The organism is Alcaligenes sp. MMA (assembly GCF_020907215.1).
GTDB lineage: Bacteria > Pseudomonadota > Gammaproteobacteria > Burkholderiales > Burkholderiaceae_B > Alcaligenes > Alcaligenes aquatilis.
In genome coordinates this window covers 1,064,523-1,082,762 of the sequence record NZ_JAJJPP010000001.1, presented here as the reverse complement: position 1 = coordinate 1,082,762, position 18,240 = coordinate 1,064,523, and the positions used below count along the sequence as shown (strand labels likewise).

17 protein-coding genes are annotated in these 18,240 nt (G+C 54.6%); 10 read left to right on the top strand and 7 right to left on the bottom strand.

Annotation, left to right across the window (positions count from 1 at the left end; all coding sequences use genetic code 11):
- A complete protein-coding gene (locus LNA76_RS04865; RefSeq protein ID WP_230018191.1) occupies positions 1–762 on the top strand; it encodes a glutaredoxin in 762 nt (253 codons plus the stop codon).
- A gap of 67 nt (positions 763–829) precedes the next feature.
- Here the strand turns inward: LNA76_RS04865 and LNA76_RS04860 are convergent, their stop codons facing one another.
- From LNA76_RS04860 to LNA76_RS04850, 3 genes are all read right to left on the bottom strand, one after another.
- A complete protein-coding gene (locus tag LNA76_RS04860; protein WP_094196685.1) occupies positions 830–1,618 on the bottom strand; it encodes an ABC transporter ATP-binding protein in 789 nt (262 codons plus the stop codon).
- On the bottom strand, positions 1,615–3,279 hold the full coding sequence (locus LNA76_RS04855; protein ID WP_094196686.1) for an ABC transporter permease: 1,665 nt from the start codon (positions 3,277–3,279) through the stop codon (positions 1,615–1,617). The genes LNA76_RS04860 and LNA76_RS04855 overlap by 4 nt, the downstream gene beginning before the upstream one ends.
- Before the next feature lie 94 nt (positions 3,280–3,373).
- On the bottom strand, positions 3,374–4,417 hold the full coding sequence (locus LNA76_RS04850) for a Fe(3+) ABC transporter substrate-binding protein (RefSeq protein ID WP_108727485.1): 1,044 nt from the start codon (positions 4,415–4,417) through the stop codon (positions 3,374–3,376).
- On the opposite strand from LNA76_RS04850, the gene LNA76_RS04845 reads away from it, so the two are divergent.
- The 7 genes from LNA76_RS04845 (at position 4,416) to LNA76_RS04815 (ending at position 11,290) form a co-directional block, all read left to right on the top strand.
- A complete protein-coding gene (locus LNA76_RS04845; protein WP_230018188.1) occupies positions 4,416–4,598 on the top strand; it encodes a hypothetical protein in 183 nt (60 codons plus the stop codon). The two genes, LNA76_RS04850 and LNA76_RS04845, sit on opposite strands and share 2 nt — an antisense overlap.
- 127 nt (positions 4,599–4,725) lie before the next feature.
- Positions 4,726–5,502: a ferredoxin--NADP reductase gene (locus LNA76_RS04840; protein ID WP_094196688.1), complete on the top strand. Its 777-nt coding sequence runs from the start codon at positions 4,726–4,728 to the stop codon at positions 5,500–5,502.
- Positions 5,503–5,575: 73 nt separating this feature from the next.
- Positions 5,576–5,962: a Rid family detoxifying hydrolase gene (locus LNA76_RS04835; RefSeq protein ID WP_042480596.1), complete on the top strand. Its 387-nt coding sequence runs from the start codon at positions 5,576–5,578 to the stop codon at positions 5,960–5,962.
- A 12-nt stretch (positions 5,963–5,974) separates the two neighbouring features.
- Positions 5,975–8,056 carry an ATP-dependent DNA helicase RecG gene (recG, locus tag LNA76_RS04830; protein WP_230018185.1) on the top strand — a complete coding sequence of 694 codons (2,082 nt, stop codon included), beginning with the start codon at positions 5,975–5,977 and terminating at the stop codon, positions 8,054–8,056.
- A gap of 160 nt (positions 8,057–8,216) precedes the next feature.
- Entirely contained in the window at positions 8,217–9,182 is a 966-nt protein-coding gene (locus tag LNA76_RS04825; protein ID WP_094196690.1) for a LysR substrate-binding domain-containing protein, read from the top strand.
- 359 nt (positions 9,183–9,541) lie between these two features.
- Positions 9,542–10,009: a Dps family protein gene (locus LNA76_RS04820; RefSeq protein ID WP_094198343.1), complete on the top strand. Its 468-nt coding sequence runs from the start codon at positions 9,542–9,544 to the stop codon at positions 10,007–10,009.
- A gap of 156 nt (positions 10,010–10,165) precedes the next feature.
- On the top strand, positions 10,166–11,290 hold the full coding sequence (locus LNA76_RS04815; protein WP_094196691.1) for a branched-chain amino acid ABC transporter substrate-binding protein: 1,125 nt from the start codon (positions 10,166–10,168) through the stop codon (positions 11,288–11,290).
- 71 nt (positions 11,291–11,361) lie between these two features.
- Here the strand turns inward: LNA76_RS04815 and LNA76_RS04810 are convergent, their stop codons facing one another.
- The 4 genes from LNA76_RS04810 to ugpB form a co-directional block, all read right to left on the bottom strand.
- A complete protein-coding gene (locus tag LNA76_RS04810; RefSeq protein WP_094196692.1) occupies positions 11,362–12,447 on the bottom strand; it encodes a sn-glycerol-3-phosphate import ATP-binding protein UgpC in 1,086 nt (361 codons plus the stop codon).
- Between the two features lie 20 nt (positions 12,448–12,467).
- Positions 12,468–13,310 carry a sn-glycerol-3-phosphate ABC transporter permease UgpE gene (ugpE, locus tag LNA76_RS04805; RefSeq protein WP_094196693.1) on the bottom strand — a complete coding sequence of 281 codons (843 nt, stop codon included), beginning with the start codon at positions 13,308–13,310 and terminating at the stop codon, positions 12,468–12,470.
- Between the two features lie 21 nt (positions 13,311–13,331).
- Positions 13,332–14,216: a sn-glycerol-3-phosphate ABC transporter permease UgpA gene (ugpA, locus tag LNA76_RS04800; protein ID WP_108727487.1), complete on the bottom strand. Its 885-nt coding sequence runs from the start codon at positions 14,214–14,216 to the stop codon at positions 13,332–13,334.
- Between the two features lie 184 nt (positions 14,217–14,400).
- On the bottom strand, positions 14,401–15,708 hold the full coding sequence (gene ugpB, locus LNA76_RS04795) for a sn-glycerol-3-phosphate ABC transporter substrate-binding protein UgpB (protein WP_094196695.1): 1,308 nt from the start codon (positions 15,706–15,708) through the stop codon (positions 14,401–14,403).
- 177 nt (positions 15,709–15,885) lie between these two features.
- On the opposite strand from ugpB, the gene proC reads away from it, so the two are divergent.
- Entirely contained in the window at positions 15,886–16,725 is an 840-nt protein-coding gene (gene proC, locus LNA76_RS04790) for a pyrroline-5-carboxylate reductase (protein WP_230018182.1), read from the top strand.
- 329 nt (positions 16,726–17,054) lie between these two features.
- Positions 17,055–18,176 carry a high-affinity branched-chain amino acid ABC transporter substrate-binding protein gene (locus tag LNA76_RS04785; protein WP_094196697.1) on the top strand — a complete coding sequence of 374 codons (1,122 nt, stop codon included), beginning with the start codon at positions 17,055–17,057 and terminating at the stop codon, positions 18,174–18,176.
- Positions 18,177–18,240 lie beyond the last annotated feature (64 nt).

The window sequence follows — 18,240 nt, the reverse complement described above, 5'->3', positions numbered from 1 at the left end:
ATGGCTACGCACACCGCCAAACGCGCCAAGCTTTACCGCATGGTGACGGCAGAACATATCTGCCCCTTCGGGCTGAAAGCACGCGCACTGCTCAAACGTAAAGGCTACGAAGTGGAAGATCACTGGCTTGAAAGTCGGGAAGAGATCGATGCTTTCAAGGCCCAACATCACGTCCGCACCACACCGCAAACTTTTATCGATGCAAAGCAGATAGGGGGCTACGACGAACTGGTCGAGCACTTCGGCGGGACAGTCAAAGACAAGGATGCTGTCAGCTACACACCTGTAATCGCCTTATTGATGATGGCTGCCTTGATGGCTCTGGCCGTTTCCTGGGCGACCTTTGAGCAAATCGTGCGCCTTCAGACACTAGAGTGGTTTATTGCCATTGCTATGTGTTTGTTGGCCGTGCAAAAACTCAAAGATGTGGATGGCTTTGCCACCATGTTTCTTAACTACGACTTGCTCGCCCAGCGATGGGTGCGCTACGCCTACCTGTATCCCTTTGGCGAAGCCTTGGCAGGCGTGTTGATGTTGGCTGGTGCCATGATGTGGCTGTCGGTGCCCATTGCATTAGTGATTGGCAGCATTGGGGCCTGGTCTGTGTTCAAGGCCGTTTATATCGACAAACGTGAACTGAAATGCGCCTGCGTAGGTGGCGACAGCAAGGTTCCTCTGGGCTTTGTATCCCTGACTGAAAACCTGATGATGGTTGCGATGGCGGTATGGATGATGATCAAGCCATTCTTGCTGGGCACGTAAACAACCGGCGCCTCATCGCCCCGCAGCAGAAAACGGCGTCTAGCGGGCTACGACGGTACTGTGGTTTTTACAGCTCCGCAGGTTCCCCACGCAAAAAGGCCTGGGCCCGCTGCGCCATGATGGCTTCACGGCGAACAAAATCCGCCACAAAGTCATTCACGGGGTGGTGGTGCAAGCTGTAAGGGGAGTCCCATTGGACAATTTTGCCAGCCTGCATCACGCCAATACGATCAGCAATCGCAAACGCTTCAGCCTGATTATGGGTCACTAAAATCGCAGTCATACCTGCGCCTTTCAGAATGTCGCGCACCTCGAACGCAAGACGCTCTCGGGTATCTACATCCAGATTAGAAAAAGGTTCATCGAGCAATAGCAGGGAAGGCTTGGGGGCCAAGGCCCGTGCCAAAGCCACGCGCTGCTGCTGCCCCCCCGACAACTCATGCGGATAGCGCTGCGCCAAGCGGGCCAGATCCACCAGTTCCAGCATCTCCAGCACTCGGGCCTGACGCTGAGCTTTATCCCATTTACGCAGGCCAAAGGCCACGTTCTTTTCTACCGTCAAGTGAGGAAAAAGGGCGTAATCCTGGAACATCATGCCCACATGGCGATCTTCTGGTGGCACTTGATGAGAAACAGCTGACAAGACATGGCCATTTAACAGAATATGTCCGGCACGCAAAGGCTCGAAACCGGCAATGGCTCGCAAGACCGTGGTTTTGCCGCAGCCCGATGCACCTAGCAGACAGCCAATCTCCCCTTGGGGCAGGTGCAGGCTGAGCTGATCAACAACCGGTCGAAAGCCTTCAGACGTTTCATAAGACAGGGTAATTGCCTGCAAATCCAGAAAATCATTCATGATGCGCGTGGGCCAGAGGCCATCAATTGAGTACGTGCCAATAAAATAACGGGGATCAAACCAGCCAAAACAATGGCCAAGGCGGCAACGGCGCCTTCCTCGTAAGTCCCACGAGCCGCTTCCGCATACAGCCAGGTTGCCAATGTCTCGAAATTCATCGGGCGCAGCAACAAGGTAGCGGGTAGCTCCTTCATGGCATCAACAAAAATAAGCAGGGCAGCGGCGCCCATCGCGGGGCGCAGCAAGGGCAAATGTACGCGTTTTAACGTACCTGCCGGAGACTCCCCCAATAAACGGGAAGCCTGTTCCAGGGAAGCTGGAATACGAGCCAGTCCGGCTTCAATACCGCCAATCGAAATTGCCAGAAAGCGCAAGGTATAGGCCAAGACCAAAGCCAGGGTCGAGCCCATCAACAACAAACCTGTGGCAGAGACGCCAAACCAGGACATGATTTGATTGTAGAAAGAGTCAAACAGGACCAAGGGAGTCAACAGTCCAATTGCCAGTACAGTCCCTGGAATGGCGTAACCTAGGCTGCTGACACCGGCCAGAAAACGGGCCAGACGTGGTTTGCGTCCCGAACGTACCGCACGAGCTGCCCAGGCGACGACCAGACCACAGGTCAAAGTCGCCACGGTTGCCAGCGCGGCGATATACAAGGTGTTCCAGGCACTGCTCAGTAATTGCGCCGACACGCCACCTGCCAAAGTCACATGTTTGATCGTCTCATTTAACAAATACAGGGACGGCGCAATAAAACCCACCAGCACAGGCGCCAACCCCAAAGCAATAGCGATACACGCTGCCGAGCCTTTCAGCCTGGTGGGTCGGATAGGTTCAGAGCGCTGATTACTGGAGTAAGCCTGGCGACGGCGACCATAGCGCTCGATGCTGATCAGCGCCGCAACCAGACAGAGCATGGAAACAGCAATTTGTGCCGCACCTGCCAAATCAGAACGTGTCACCCACGTGGTGTAGATAGACACCGTCAAGGTCTGTACGCCCAGGAACTCGGAAGCACCGATATCATTCAGCGTTTCCAGCAAGGCCAGACTGACGCCCACTGCGATGGCCGGTCGAGCCATGGGCAAAACAACACGGAAAAACACACTGCGGCCCGACTCCCCCATAATGCGTGCCGCCTCCAGCAAACTGGCCGATTGGGTGGCAAACATAGCCCGTGTACTTAGATAGACGTAGGGATAAAGTACCGAACCCAACAGGAAAATCGCACCACCCAAAGAGCGCAAATCCGGCAAACGAAACTCACGCGGGCTGCTATAGCCCAAAACATAACGAATGGCCGATTGAATCGGACCGATCGGATGTAACAAATCCAGGTAAGCAAAGGCCACGATATAGGTTGGCACCGCCAGAGGCAGCAATAATGCCCATTGCAAAATCCGCCGTCCGGGAAACTCGTAGGCGGTAATCAGCCAGGCGGATCCCACTCCCAAACAGCTCACTACTACCCCCACGCCCAACAGCAGCAGCAAGGTATTACTCATTGCATGGGGGAGAACAAACTGGAACAGGTGTGACCAGTGCTCGGTCGAGCCGCCTAAGGCGTGGGTCAGCAAAGTAATCACGGGCGCTGCCACAATCAGGGCAATCACAGCGGCAGCCAGGGACCAAAGGGGCAGACGACGAAAAAAAGGCATTATGAAAGGCTAGGTATTACAGGCGCTTAAATGCGCGACGACCGCCGCTCTGATTTCTCAAAGCTGGCGGTCGTAGAAAAAGAGTAGGGCGATTTTAATTGTCGAAGCCAACTTTATCCACCAACTCGCTGGCTTGCTTGCGGTGTTTGGCAATTTCAGTCAGAGGCAAAGGATCAATCGTCATGGGGCCGAAGCTGGCAACAACAGGATCCAGCTCAACGCCAGCGCGTACCGGGTATTCGTAATTGGCCTTGGCGTACAGGCTTTGGGCTTTTTCGGAAACCAGATACTCCAGCAGTTTGACGGCATTGTCTTTATTAGGAGAATGCTTGGCCACGGCGGCACCGGAGATGTTCACGTGTGTGCCACCGCCTTTGGTATCGGCAAAAGTTGGGCGGACCACATTGATCGCTTCACCCCATTTGTAGGAGTCGCTACCGGGTTCAGCATTTTTCATGCGGCCCACGTAGTAAGCATTGGCGATACCGATATCACAAATGCCGCCCAGAATATCGCGGGCTACATCGCGGTCACCACCGGCTGCCTTGCGGCCTAGATTGTCTTTCACACCGCGCAGCCACTGCTCGGTTGCTGGTGCACCGTTATGGGCAATCATGGCAGCGACCAAAGCCGTGTTGTAAGGGTGCTGACCGGAACGGATACACACTTTGCCTTTCCATTTAGGATCGGCGAAATCCTCGTAATGAATGCTTTTTACATCCACATCCTTGGCCACATACGCCACACGATCGCGCAGAGACAGGGAATACCACTGCTTATCTGCACCACGCAAATTGGCAGGAATTGCACTGTCCAAGGTGGCGGACTCAACAGGCTGGGTAATACCAGCCTCGACCAGATCGAGCAGATTACCAATATCTACCGTCATCAAAATATCAGCAGGGGACTTGTCGCCTTCGGTTTTCACGCGCTCGATCAAACCGTCTTTGACAAACACGGTATTGACCTTCACGCCCGTGTCCTTGCTGAAGGTTTCCAGCAGGGGAGTGATCAAGCCGGGTTCACGTGTGGTGTAGAGGTTGACTTCGCCAGAGGCAAAAGCGGCCATCGACATGGTGCCCATCGCGGACAGAAGCAAGGCTTGGGTCAGGGCACGACTACGAAGAGTAAAGCGCATGATCAACACTCCAAAAACAGACGGAAATAACGTTAAAACCGATACGAGGCCGGAAAATGTGAATGATTATCAAACGTATGCAGAAACTAGGCAAGAGCTATTTGACATACAAGCCCACTCACCAGCTAAAAATCGCCGTGTCATCCACGCCAAAGCAGAAAAAGCAGATCCCAGAACTTAATGGTAAGTCCTGATTGCGATCAAATCGTATCGGTGAATGAGCATGGATTTACCGAGGGAACTCGGTACAATGGGCAAATATTTGCTTACTGATCCGGGCGATATTGCCCCTTTAGACGATACCTACCATGGCAGCTTTCAATACCGAACAAGTGCTCAGCGTCCACCACTGGAATGACACCCTGTTCTCATTTACCACCACCCGCGACGCCGCCCTGCGTTTTCATAATGGGCACTTTGTAATGATCGGTCTGGAAGTTGATGGCAAGCCGCTGATGCGCGCTTACAGTATTGCCAGCGCCAACTACGAAGAAAACCTGGAGTTTCTCAGCATCAAGGTACAGGATGGCCCCTTGACCTCGCGCCTGCAGCACTTGAAGGAAGGCGATACCATTCTGGTCAGCCGCAAACCCGTTGGCACTCTGGTTATTGACGACCTGCGCGCAGGTCGCAATCTGTTCTTGTTTGGTACCGGCACCGGTCTGGCTCCCTTCATGAGCATCATCAAGGACCCCGACACCTACGAGCGTTTTGAAAAAGTCGTACTGGTTCACGGCGTACGTTTCGTCAGCGAATTGGCCTACTCCGATTTCATCCAGAACGAATTGCCACAGAACGAATACTTTGGCGAAGTGGTACGCGAAAAACTGCTGTATTACCCCACCGTTACCCGCGAAGCGTTTCGCAATACCGGCCGAATTACCGATCTGATCGAAACGGGCAAGCTGTGTGAAGACCTGGGCATTCCTCAACTGGATCCCGCTCAGGATCGCGCCATGCTGTGCGGTAGCCCAGCTATGTTGGCCGACATTAGCGCCATGCTCGATAAACGCGGTTTTGAAGTGTCGCCCGGTGTTGGTCAGCCCGGTGACTACGTAATTGAACGCGCCTTCGTGGAAAAATAATCCCGCCAAGATCTGTTAATTTTAGCTATAGGCGCTTAAACTCTGATAGTACAACACTCATCAGAGGTTTCTTATGACTAAGCAAGTTGTCTTCACCGATGCCGCTCCGGCAGCTGTAGGCCCATACTCTCAGGCCATTATCGCTTCGGGCGGCAAGACAGTATTCCTGTCTGGCCAAATCGGTCTGGAGCCTGCCACTGGCGAACTGGTATCTGAAAATTTTGAAGGTCAGGTACGCCAGGCATTTGCCAACCTGGAAGCTGTGGTCAAAGAAGCTGGCGCTAATCTGGGTGACATCGTTAAACTGACTTTGTTTTTGACCGATCTGTCCCGCTTTGCCAGCGCGAACGCCATCATGGCCGAACTGATTCCCCAGCCTTTCCCTGCACGCTCCACCATCGGTGTGGCCAGCCTGCCCAAAGGCGCTCAGTTCGAGGTCGAGGCTATCCTCAATTTCTAAAGACGTATTGCCATGACCGCAGGTCGGCCTGCGCCTCAGGCCAAACGGGCTGCGCCACGCAAAGCGCTCAGCCTGGATCAGAAGTTTGAAAAGCTCGGCCTACGAGAGCCTGCCGACTTCGTGGTCCATCTTCCTTTGCGCTACGAGGACGAGACTCAGGTTGAGCCTATCGCCCATCTTTACCCTGGCAAGATGGCGCAAATTGAAGGACGTATCCTGAGTACAGACGTCCAGGCTCGTCCCCGTGCGCAGTTGCATGCACGTATTGCCGATGAAAGTGGCGAGCTGGCCTTGCGCTGGCTGCACTTTTACCCCAGCCAGCTCAAGCAGTTGCAAGGGGATTTGCCGCTGCGAGTGCGCGGCGAAGTGCGCCAGGGCTTTCATGGCCTGGAAATGGTGCATCCCAAAGTCACCAAAGCCGGTCAGCCCCTGGCCCGCGCCTTGACCCCTGTGTATCCCACGACTGATGGCTTGAGCCAAGTGCAGTTGCGCAAAGCCATTGCCGATGCGCTCAATAACGCAGACCTGCGCGACACGCTACCTGAAGCAGTGCGTAACGAATATGGTCTGATGCCCTTTAACGAGGCCATCCGGCTTTTGCATTACCCACCACCAGAGCTCAGCTACGACGATTTGTTCGAGCATGGCCATCCAGCCTGGAGCCGCATCAAATTTGATGAGTTGCTGGCTCAGCAACTATCCCTGGCGCAGGCCCGCGCTGCCCGTCAGGCTCAGCGCGCCAAGCCCATGCGTGCAGGCAATAGTGATCTGGCCAAAGCCTTGCTGGCTTCTTTGCCCTTCCAGCTAACGGCGGCTCAACAACGCTGTGTCAAGGAAATCAGTGCGGATATGAAACGCGCTTACCCGATGCACCGCTTGTTGCAGGGTGACGTGGGTAGCGGCAAAACCATTGTGTCAGCCATTGCCGCCGTGCAAGCGATTGCCAGCGGTTTTCAAGTGGCCCTGATGGCGCCCACTGAAATCTTGGCCGAGCAGCACTACTTGAAAATGCGCGCCTGGCTGGAGCCTTTGGGTGTAGAGCTGGCCTGGCTAAGTGGCAGTTTGGGCGTCAAGGCCAAACGTCTGGCTTATGACGCCATCAGCTCCGGACAAGCCAGACTGGCTATCGGCACTCAGGCTCTGATTCAGGACAATGTCCAGTTCCAGCAATTGGGCTTGGTGATTCTGGATGAGCAGCACCGCTTTGGTGTTGGCCAGCGCCTGGAACTGAACCGCAAAGGGGACGCGCAGGACAAGAAAGGGCAAGCCTACTTGCCGCATCAACTGAATATGAGTGCCACGCCCATCCCGCGTACCTTGGCCATGGCCTTCTTTGCCGATCTGGATGTCTCCGCCATTGACGAGCTGCCGCCGGGCCGCAGCCCCATTATTACGAAACTGGCCGCCGATAATCGCCGCGATGAAATCATGGCGCGCGTTCGGGCCGAAGTCGCCCAAGGCAGACAAGCCTATTGGGTCTGCCCCCTGGTTGAAGAAAGCGAAGCGCTGCAATTGCAAACCGCTGTAGACACCCATGCGGCTCTGGAGCAAGCCTTAGCCCCTTTGCGGGTAGGCCTGATTCATGGCCGCCTGTCCTCCACGGAAAAGGCGGAGGTCATGGAAGCTTTTCGCAGCGGCAACCTGGACGTGCTGGTTGCGACCACCGTGATTGAAGTCGGTGTAGACGTGCCCAATGCTTCTTTAATGATCATTGAACATGCCGAGCGCTTTGGTCTGGCGCAACTGCACCAGTTGCGCGGCCGGGTAGGGCGGGGGCAGATTCAGTCTGTTTGCGTGTTGCTGTACCAAGCGCCACTTTCGGCTATTGCCCGCCTGCGTTTACGCGCCATGTATGAAACGACCGATGGTTTTGAAATTGCCCGACGCGACTTGGAACAACGCGGCCCGGGCGAGTTCATGGGCATGCGCCAATCCGGACAGGCAGGCTTGCGGTTTGCCAGTCTGGAGTCCGATGAAGACTTGATCGAGCAGGCCCAAACCTTGGCCAGCACCTTTCGCCGTGATTATCCAGACCACGCACACCACCATTTACAGCGTTGGATGAAGGGCCGAGAAGAATTACTCCGTAGTTGACCACTAGCCTGCATGCAAGCCTGACCATTTACGGCGTGCTTACGCGAGGCATGATGGATATGGCGCCGCAGGCGCCCCCGTATTGGGGCGGAGAGGCTCTGGCTGTCAGGCCGGAGTTCTTCACCCAAGGTCTTAATGCTGTTTTGCACAAGGAATTGTCATGACATTGACCGAGCTGAAGTACATCGTTGCCGTAGCACGCGAGCGTCATTTCGGACGTGCTGCCGAAGCCTGCTTTGTGAGCCAACCAACCCTGTCGGTGGCCATCAAGAAGTTGGAAGACGAATTAGGCGTGGTCATCTTCGAGCGTGGCGGGCCCGAAGTGGCTATTACCCCGATTGGGCTTCGCATTGTCACCCAGGCACAGAAAGTGCTGGAAGAGGGGGCCAATCTGCGGGAGATTGCCCGCCAAGGCCACGACCCCTTGGCGGGCCCTTTGCGCGTGGGCATTATTTACACCGTGGCACCGTACCTGCTGCCCAAGCTCGTTCCCAAGCAGATCGAGCTGACCCCACAAATGCCACTTTTATTGCAAGAAAACTTTACCGTACGCCTGTTGGAACTGCTGCGCCAAGGGGAAATTGATTGCGCCATTGTGGCCCTGCCTTTGCCCGAAACCGGCCTGGTTATCCGCGAGCTGTACGACGAGCCTTTTGTGGTGGCCATGCCCCATGAACATGCCTGGGCCAAGCGCAAGGAAATCGATCCTGAACAACTGAAAGATCAGACCATGTTGCTGCTCGGTGCCGGCCATTGCTTTCGGGATCAGGTGCTGGATGTGTGTCCGGAACTGTCGCGCTTTTCAGCATCCAGTGAAGGTATACAGCGCACCTTTGAAGGCTCTTCACTGGAAACCATTCGACATATGGTTGCTACCGGCATCGGTCTGACGGTCCTGCCTGCAAGCTCCTTAAGTGCCCCAGGCCAAGCCAACGAGTTGCTCGCTTACGTTCCCTTCAAAAAACCCATTCCAGATCGACGCATTGCCTTGGTTTGGCGCAAAAGTTTTCCACGTATTTCAGCCATTGATGCGTTGACCCGTGGGATCATGGAAAGTGGCTTAGGTGGGGTCAACTACTTAAAAGTCGAATACAACAGCAATTTCCCGTATCCTGAACTAGCGTAAGTCGCATCATTACTGCGTGTTATTCTGCTTCAGTACCTATTTAGCCCTCTGTTTAACAGGAGTCCACTATGGCAAAAGCCGTGAAAGCAGTGAGTAAAACCGCCAAGGCCAGCAAGGCCGAAGCAGCCCCAAACACTGATACCAAGGTTGCAGTTGCAGCTGAAACAAAGGCTGAATCAAAACCGGTAGCCACCAAGGCCCCCGCCAAGAAAGTGACCGCTAAAAAGCCCGTCGCCAAAAAGCCTGCCACGACTGCCAAAGCGCCCGCGACAGCAACTAAACCTGCGGCGAAGCCGGCCTCTGCCCGCAAGCCTGTCGCTGCCAAACCCACCGCTCCTGCTGGAGCCGCCAGCAGCGCCCTGAAGATCGATATCGGTATTTCGACAGCAGACCGTGCTGCGGTAGTCAACGAGCTGTCCAAGGTACTGGCCGACTCCTACACCGTGTACCTGATGACGCATAACTTCCACTGGAACGTTACCGGCCCCATGTTCAAAACACTGCATGAGCTGTTCATGACGCAGTACACCGAACTGTGGCAAGCCCTGGATGATATCGCCGAGCGTATCCGTGCCCTGGGTCACTACGCCCCAGGTACTTACGCCGAATTCCAGAAACTGTCGTCCATCTCGCAGCCTACGTCCGTTCCAAACGCCACCACCATGATCGAACTGCTGGTCAAAGGTAACGAAGCCTTGGCTCGTACTGCTCGCGCCGCATTTAATCGTGCTGACTCTGCCGACGACCAACCTACGGCTGACTTGTTGACCCAGCGCCTGGACGTACACGAGAAAAATGCATGGATGCTGCGTAGCCTGCTGCAGTAATTACCTGCTTATCGCCCTCAAATAGCGATAAAAAAAGGCCACCATACGGTGGCCTTTCCTATTCCCCTTATAGAAAACCCTGAATTCGCCCGCAAGGCAGGCATAAAGCCCTGTTATCGGTGTATGCTTTCCTGCATATTCACGGAGGTGTTTTCTATGAAAATTCGTTTCACTCCTGTTGCAGCGGCCATGAGCCTGGCAACGGGTCTGCTCTTGTCCGGTGCTGCTCACGCTGACAATATCCGTATCGCGCTGGCTGGTCCTTTCACCGGCTCGGTGACTCAATACGGTGACATGGTCAAACAAGGCGTCGATACGGCCATCGAACAGATCAACGCGGCTGGTGGCGTGTTGGGCAAACAGCTCGAACTAGTCACTGTTGACGATGCCTGCGAACCCAAGCAAGGTCCCGTCGCAGCCAACCGCATCGTGAATGACAAGATCCACTATGTTGTCGGTCACGTGTGTTCGGGCGCGACCATCGCGGCCACTGACATCTACAACAACGAAGGCGTGTTAATGGTGACCCCTTCGGCAACAGCACCCGCTGTTACCGACGGCAAAGGTTACGACATGATCCTGCGCACCATTGGTCGTGACGACCAGCAGGGCCCGGCAGCGGCCAAGTTTATTCTGGAACAGATCAAACCGACTAAGGTCGCCGTCCTGCACGACAAACAGTCCTATGGTCAAGGTATTGCCGCTTCGGTTCGCTCCGAACTGCAAAAAGCGGGCACCGAAGTTGCTCTGTTTGAAGGCATTAACGCAGGCGACAGCGATTATTCTGCCGTCATCACCAAGCTGAAATCCACCGGCGTGGACTTCGTCTACTTTGGTGGCTACCACCCGGAAATGGGCCTACTGCTGCGCCAAGCCGCTGAGCAAGGCGTGAAAGTTCACTTCATGGGCCCAGAAGGCGTGGGTAATCCCGACATTAATGCGATTGCTGGCAAAGCTGTTGAAGGCATGCTGCTGACCTTGCCTGCGGACTTCTCGCAAGATCCGGATAACCAGGCTATCGTCCAAGCCTTCAAAGACAAGAAGCGTGACCCTAGCGGCGCGTTCCAACTGTCCGCCTATGCCGCCACTCTCGCGATTGCCGAAGGCATCAAGGGCGCTGGCGCTGATGATCCCATCAAAGTTGCCGACTACCTGCACGCCAATAGTGTGAAAACACCCATCGGCCAAATCAGCTGGAACAAGCAGGGCGACCTGAACGACTTCAAATTTGACGTCTTTAGCTGGCACGCTGACGGTACTAAAACCGTCTACGGCAAGTAATCCCTGATTCTTGCTCGTAAAAAAACCGGCCTGCGGGCCGGTTTTTTATTGTGCCTTGCCTTGGAGCTTGCTCAGGCCTCAATACGCAAGCCCGTATCGCGGTCAAACCAATGTAGAGGGTGGGGTGGCATATAGCCAATCTGAATGGCCTCGCCAATTTGAATCGGGTATTTGCGGGTCTGCTCAATCGGGCAGCGCACGATAATGCGATAGTCGCCACAACCCAAGTGCAACAACTGCTCAGAACCCAAGACTTCCACCATTTCCACTTGCGTTGTCACACCGGGCACATGCAGCTTGATGTGCTCGGGGCGTATACCCAAGAACACCTTACGACCACGTACTGCAGCGGGCACCATCTCCGGGCCAAACTGTACGGGCTGACCGTTATCCTGCATGATTGCGCCTTGCTCGTTCACCTGCACGGGCAACAAGTTCATGGGGGGTGAACCGATAAACGTGGCTACAAAAACGGAAGCAGGTTTCTCGAATACCTCGGCTGGAGTGCCAATTTGCTCGGGCATGCCCTGATTCATCACAATCATGCGCTCGGCCAAGGTCATGGCCTCGATCTGATCATGAGTCACATACAAGCTGGTGGTTTTCAGACGACGATGCAGCTTCTGAATTTCCAGTCGCATCTGTACCCGCAGCTTGGCGTCCAGATTAGACAGGGGCTCGTCAAACAAGAACACCTTAGGTTCACGCACAATCGCACGGCCCATGGCAACACGCTGACGCTGGCCACCCGACAGTTGCCCAGGGCGGCGTTCCAACAAGGCGCCCAACTCCAGAATCGCCGCAGCGGCATTGACCCTTTGCTTGATTTCGTCCTTGGAAAACTTACGGATCTTCAAGCCGTAGGCCATATTGTCAAAGACCGACATATGCGGGTAGAGCGCGTAGTTCTGGAACACCATGGCGATGTCGCGTTCTGCCGGTTCCATATCATTGACGACTTTACCGTCGATCAGTACTTGGCCCCCCGTGACAGACTCCAGGCCCGCCACCATACGCATCAAGGTTGATTTACCGCATCCAGAGGGGCCCACAATCACCACAAACTCGCCATCTTTCACGTCCACATCAATACCGTGAATTACGACCGTCCCGTTCGGGTAGGTTTTCTTGACGCCTTCAAATCGTAAGCTAGCCATTCAATAAAGCCTGTAGAGAATTACTTTTCAGAGTCGATGAGACCTTTGACGAACCACTTTTGCATCAGCATCACCACCAAAGCAGGTGGGATCATGGCCAAAAGAGCCGTTGCCATCACCACGTTCCACTCGGTCACGCTGTCACCACCGGAGATCATGCGTCGAATCCCGACCACGATCGGGTACATATCCTCTTTGGTGGTAATAATCAGCGGCCACAAATACTGGTTCCAGCCGTAAATAAACTGAATCACAAATAAAGCGGCAATGCTGGTCTTGGACAAAGGCAGCAGAACATCTTTAAAAAACCGCATGGGGCCAGCACCGTCAATGCGAGCGGCCTCGATCAGTTCATCAGGCACCGTCAGAAAGAACTGACGAAATAGAAAGGTAGCGGTTGCAGAGGCGATCAGGGGCAGGATCAGGCCCCCGTAGCTGTCAAGTAAATGCAAGTCCGCCACGACCTCATACGTAGGCATGATGCGCACTTCCACCGGCAGCATCAGGGTGATGAAAATCATCCAGAAACACAGCATGCGAAAAGGGAAGCGGAAATACACCACGGCAAAGGCCGAGAGCATGGAAATAATGATTTTGCCCACCGCAATGCCCAAGGCCATGACCATGCTGACCAGCAACATGCGTCCGACTGGAGGGGAGTTGGTAGCCGTACCCTGCAAGGCGGTAATGTAGTTCTCCACCATGTGCGAGCCAGGCCAGAGCGACATAGGCGCACGCGCGACTTCCGCACTGGTCTGGGTGGAAGCCACAAAGGTGATATACAAGGGCAGGGCAATCACGATCACACCCAGAATCAGGGTCAGATGCGTGAAAAAATCAAGAATAGGGCGTCGTTCAACCATGACTGTGTTCCTTGCTGCGCATCAGCTGTACGTCACTTTGCGATCAATATAGCGGAACTGAATCACTGTCAGCGCCACAACCACGGCCATCAGCACCACAGACTGAGCCGCCGAGGAGCCAATATCCAAACCACGGAAACCCGTGTTGTAAACCCGGTAAACCAGAATCGAGGTCGCCTCGCCTGGGCCGCCCTGGCTGACCACATCAATAATGGCGAAGGTGTCAAAGAAGGCATAAATAATGTTCACGACCAGCAGGAAGAAGGTCGTAGGGGCCAGCAAAGGAAACACAATGCCCCAGAAGCGGCGCATGGGACCAGCCCCATCCATCGCCGCGGCTTCGATTAGCGAACGCGGGATGGCTTGCAAGCCGGCCAGAAAAAACAGGAAGTTGTAGGAGATCTGCTTCCAGACCGACGCAATCACCACCAGCAACATGGCGTCATTGCCATTTAAACGCGGATTCCACTCAATACCATGCTCCAGCAGGAACACGGCCACGATCCCCACTGATGGAGAAAACAGGAACAACCACAATACCCCGGCCACCGCGGTTGCCACCGCATAAGGCCAGATCAGCAGGCTGCGATACAGCAGTGCTCCTCGTATTACCCGATTTGCCATCACGGCCAAAATCAGTGCCACCACCAAGCCCAGCACCGACACGGCAAGCGAAAATACGGCCGTTGTCTTGAACGAGGCCCTATATTCCGCACTACTGAACAGCTCGGCAAAATTGTCCAGGCCCACAAACTGCGAAGACAGACCAAAAGGATCTTCCAAATGAAAAGCCTGCCACAGCGCTTGACCGGCAGGCAGAAAAAAGAAGATCAGGGTAATGGCTAGCTGCGGGGCCAGCAGCAAATAGGGCAGTGTCTTATGACGAAAGACGACTCGTTTTTCCATAGGTTTGCGCGCAGTGGGAAGGGAGCGCCACCATCAGGGTGGACAGACTACAAGTGAAACGAAAAGCGTATGAGCGGCTTGGACTGCATCACGACACGATGCTGGCTTGGCGCCAGAACAGCAAGTCATCAGCAACTGCGCTCATACGCTCGATTGTAAACCACCCGCGCAAGGCGGGTCGGGCTTACTTCACGCTCTTTTCAAAGCGCTCCAGCAGTTCATTACCACGGCTTTGCATGGCTTTCAAACCCTCTTCAGGCGTGACCTTACCCGCAAAAATCTGCTCCATGACACCGTCTTCGATATCACGAATCTGGGGCAGATAACCCAGGCGGATACCACGCGAGTTCTCGGTGGTGCTGGCATCGAGCTGTTTGACGGCAACGTCTGCACCCACGTTCTTGGCATAGAAATCGGAGTCCTTGGTCATTTCAAAGCCGGCTTTGGTCACAGGCACATAGCCGGTGTCCTGGTGCCAGGCCGCAGCTTGTTCCGGGCTGGAGATGAAGTGGAAGAATTCGGTCACGCCTTTGTAGACATCATCCGATTTTTTGGCAAAGACCCACAGGGAGGCACCACCAATGATGGAGTTCTGGGGCGCGCCCTGGACATCGCTGTAGTAGGGCAGGCTGCTGGTGCCAAACTCAAATTCGCCGGTTTTGATAATGTTGGCGCGGTTACCACTGGAACCGGTAAACATGCCGCATTTGCCACTGGTAAACAGGGCATTAGCGGTATCGCCGCGACCACCGTAGGAGAACGTGCCGTCCTTGGACATGTCCGCCAGAAAGCTAATGTGCTTGAGAAACAGCGGGTTATCCAGTTGCAGACGGGCACCGGGGCCACCAAAGCCGTTATTCTCGCTGGCAAAGGGAATGTTGTGCCAAGCGGCAAAGTTCTCCAGCAATATCCACGAGGGCCAGGAGGAGGTGTAGCCGCACTCTTGGCCAGATTCACGCAGTTTCTTGGCTGCTGCGTGCAATTCTTGCCAGGTCTTGGGTGGTTTCTCAGCATCCAGGCCGGCTTTCTTGAAGGCATCCTTGTTGTAGTACAGCACCGGCGTGGAGCTGTTAAAGGGCATGGAAATCAGCTTGCCTTCATTAGACGAGTAGTAACCGGCAACGGCACCCAGGAACTCCGCTGGGTTAATAGGCTTGCCTACTTTTTCCGACATTTCCTGCACCGGCTCAATGGCGCCCTTGGCCGCCATCATGGTGGCAGTACCCACCTCGAATACCTGCAAAATATCGGGGGCATTACCAGCACGGAAAGCGGCGACGCCAGCGTTCATGGACTCGCCATAGTTGCCTTTATACGAAGCTTTAACCTGGTAGTCCGACTGAGATGCGTTAAAGTCTTTGACTAATGCATTAACCCGTTCGCCCAAGGCCCCTTCCATTGAGTGCCAGAACTGAATTTCCGTGGCCGCTTGCGCAGTGCCGATAGAAGCAATCAGACCGGCTAGAGACAGAGCAAATAGTTTTGTTCGCATCAGGCTTTCTCCTGTATAAAAGGTGCCGCTAATGGTGTAGCAGGTTTAAAACTCAAGCTTATTACTTGTTTATGACGCTCTCATGAATGTAGCCATGGGAACGTTATATAAGCAATGACTAATTACCCTCGACTGCTGAAAAACGCGTCAAAGGACAGATTTCTAATGGGAGCGATGATGAATCCACACGATACCTCTTTTAAGCTGGCGTTTATTGGCGCGGGCAATATGGCCAGTGCCTTGGCCGCTGGTTTAATCGGGAAACGCTGCGGCGGCTCGGACGTTCTGGCCATTGATATTTACCCCCCAGCACTGGAGTCGTGGGCTCAGCAGGGTGTACAGACCACCCATGAACCCGGCCCGGCCTTGTCCAAGCAACGTATCTGGGTGTTTGCCGTCAAGCCCCAGGTCATGAAGGAAACCGTGCTGGCCTGCAAACCCTATCTGCAAGAGGACACTCTGGTTATCAGCGTCGCCGCTGGCATCCCGGCAACCGCTCTGGCCGACTGGCTGGGCGAACCCGGTAAGCCATACCAGCGCGTGATCCGCTGCATGCCCAACACCCCAGCCTTTATTGGTTGTGGCATTACCGGCCTGATGGCTCTGGAACAAGTCGATGAAAGCGATAAAGCCATTGCACAACAACTGTTGAAATCCGTCGGGGAAGTCGTCTGGGTTGAAAACGATGCCGCCATTGATGCTGTCACCGCAGTATCGGGCAGTGGTCCAGCTTACGTGTTTTTGTTCATCGAAGCCTTGATTAAAGCCGGGATTGAACAAGGTTTGTCCCCTGAACAGGCTCGTCAGTTGTCCCTGGCCACCTTGCACGGCGCAACCCAACTGGCCACTCTGTCGCCGGAGGAGCCTTCAGTCTTGCGCGAACGGGTTACTTCCAAAGGGGGGACAACGGCAGCGGCCTTGACGGTCTTTAATGAGGGCGGTTTTACGCCACTGGTGCAAAAAGCCGTCAATGCCGCCAAAGTGCGGGCCGGTGAATTGGCTGCAGAGTTTTCCTGACACTCGGATAACTCCCTAGCACGTTGCCAGGAATTGATATAGCGCAATAAAAAAGCAGTCAAAGAGTAGAGGGGCTCCGAAAGGATCTCCTCTTTTCTTTTTTATAGAGAAGGCGTTTAGTAAGCAGGCGGATTTTAGCCTACCCATTAACAGTGCCTCCTTATTGCAAAAATAAATAAGTAGGGCGCTAGGGCTTATACGAAGTGACAAGTTTTAGGCGGCTCCCCCAAAATGGGTTCCCCTGGTGCAGAACAATGTGAATGCAAGCACCAGAACAAGCACTTTCTAAAAGTAATGCCGGTAGACCCCGGCCTCGGGAGACAGTTGCTATGACCTTTACTCGACGCTTCACCCCCGCTCTGACCGCTTTGGCCACCGTAATGGCCATGGGCACAAGCTACGCGGCGGACACCATCAAAATTGGTATTCCTCAGCCCATGACCGGCCCGTCCACCCAATACGGTGACCAGATCCAGGCCGGTGCCTTGACCGCGATTGACGCGATTAATGCCGCTGGGGGTGTCAAAGGCAAACAGCTGGAAGCCGTTCTGATTGATGACGCATGCGAACCCAAGCAGGCTGTGCCGGCGGCCAACCGCGTGCTCAACTCTGGCGCAAAATTCGCTGTTGCTCACGCCTGCTCGGGTACAACGGTGCCTGCGGTCAATATTTACGAACAAGAAGGCATTGTCGCGATTACTCCCGGAGCCACCTCGCCCTTGGTGACCGACACCATCAAGCCTCATTATTTTTTCCGCACCATTGGGCGTGACGACCAACAAGGCCCCTTTGCAGCCGACTATATTGCTGACGTTCTCAAGCCCAAGAGCATTGCCGTCCTGCACGACAAGCAGACTTACGGCTCAGGTGTTGCCACTCAAGTGCGTGACGCGCTCAAGAAAAAGAACATGAATATTGTCATGTACGAGGGTATTAACGTTGGCGACAGCGATTACTCGGCCGTAATCACCAAACTGAAGGGTGTGAACCCCGATCTGATTTATTTCGGCGGTTACCACGCCGAGCTGGGCCTGCTGTTGCGTCAAGCTCGCGAACAAGGCATGACCAACACCTTCATGGGCCCGGAAGGCGTTGCCAACCGCGATCTGGTCGCCATTGCCGGCCCGGCCGTGGAAGGTTTGCTGGTGACCTTGCCAACCGACTTCACCAAGATGCCGGCCAACAAGGATGTGATGGAGAACTTCAGCAAATACAAGCGCAATCCTAACGGGGCCTTTACCTTCCCCGCTTACGCGGCCGTGCAAATTATTGCCGACACCATCAACGCGGTTGGTGAAGATTCCGCCAAGGGAGCCGACTACATGCACGCAAATGCGTTCGATACTGCCATTGGCAAGGTAGAATACGACGCCAAGGGTGATTTGAAGCATTTCGAATTTGCCGTTTTCAAGTGGGATAAAGAAGGTAACTTTGATCTGGTTGAGAAATAAGACTGGATGATGTGCCCCCGCTCTCTACGAAGAACGGGGGCATTGCTTTTAGATGCCCACAAAG

Excerpts from the sequence above, each read along its gene's own strand:
- LNA76_RS04865 (WP_230018191.1), top strand. The coding sequence starts at position 1 with ATGGCTACGCACACCGCCAAACGCGCCAAGCTTTACCGCATGGTGACG.
- LNA76_RS04860 (WP_094196685.1), bottom strand. The coding sequence starts at position 1,618 with ATGAATGATTTTCTGGATTTGCAGGCAATTACCCTGTCTTATGAAACG.
- LNA76_RS04855 (WP_094196686.1), bottom strand. The coding sequence starts at position 3,279 with ATGCCTTTTTTTCGTCGTCTGCCCCTTTGGTCCCTGGCTGCCGCTGTG.
- LNA76_RS04845 (WP_230018188.1), top strand. The coding sequence starts at position 4,416 with ATGATCAACACTCCAAAAACAGACGGAAATAACGTTAAAACCGATACG.
- LNA76_RS04850 (WP_108727485.1), bottom strand. The coding sequence starts at position 4,417 with ATGCGCTTTACTCTTCGTAGTCGTGCCCTGACCCAAGCCTTGCTTCTG.
- LNA76_RS04840 (WP_094196688.1), top strand. The coding sequence starts at position 4,726 with ATGGCAGCTTTCAATACCGAACAAGTGCTCAGCGTCCACCACTGGAAT.
- LNA76_RS04835 (WP_042480596.1), top strand. The coding sequence starts at position 5,576 with ATGACTAAGCAAGTTGTCTTCACCGATGCCGCTCCGGCAGCTGTAGGC.
- recG (WP_230018185.1), top strand. The coding sequence starts at position 5,975 with ATGACCGCAGGTCGGCCTGCGCCTCAGGCCAAACGGGCTGCGCCACGC.
- LNA76_RS04825 (WP_094196690.1), top strand. The coding sequence starts at position 8,217 with ATGACATTGACCGAGCTGAAGTACATCGTTGCCGTAGCACGCGAGCGT.
- LNA76_RS04815 (WP_094196691.1), top strand. The coding sequence starts at position 10,166 with ATGAAAATTCGTTTCACTCCTGTTGCAGCGGCCATGAGCCTGGCAACG.
- LNA76_RS04810 (WP_094196692.1), bottom strand. The coding sequence starts at position 12,447 with ATGGCTAGCTTACGATTTGAAGGCGTCAAGAAAACCTACCCGAACGGG.
- ugpE (WP_094196693.1), bottom strand. The coding sequence starts at position 13,310 with ATGGTTGAACGACGCCCTATTCTTGATTTTTTCACGCATCTGACCCTG.
- ugpA (WP_108727487.1), bottom strand. The coding sequence starts at position 14,216 with ATGGAAAAACGAGTCGTCTTTCGTCATAAGACACTGCCCTATTTGCTG.
- ugpB (WP_094196695.1), bottom strand. The coding sequence starts at position 15,708 with ATGCGAACAAAACTATTTGCTCTGTCTCTAGCCGGTCTGATTGCTTCT.
- proC (WP_230018182.1), top strand. The coding sequence starts at position 15,886 with ATGAATCCACACGATACCTCTTTTAAGCTGGCGTTTATTGGCGCGGGC.
- LNA76_RS04785 (WP_094196697.1), top strand. The coding sequence starts at position 17,055 with ATGACCTTTACTCGACGCTTCACCCCCGCTCTGACCGCTTTGGCCACC.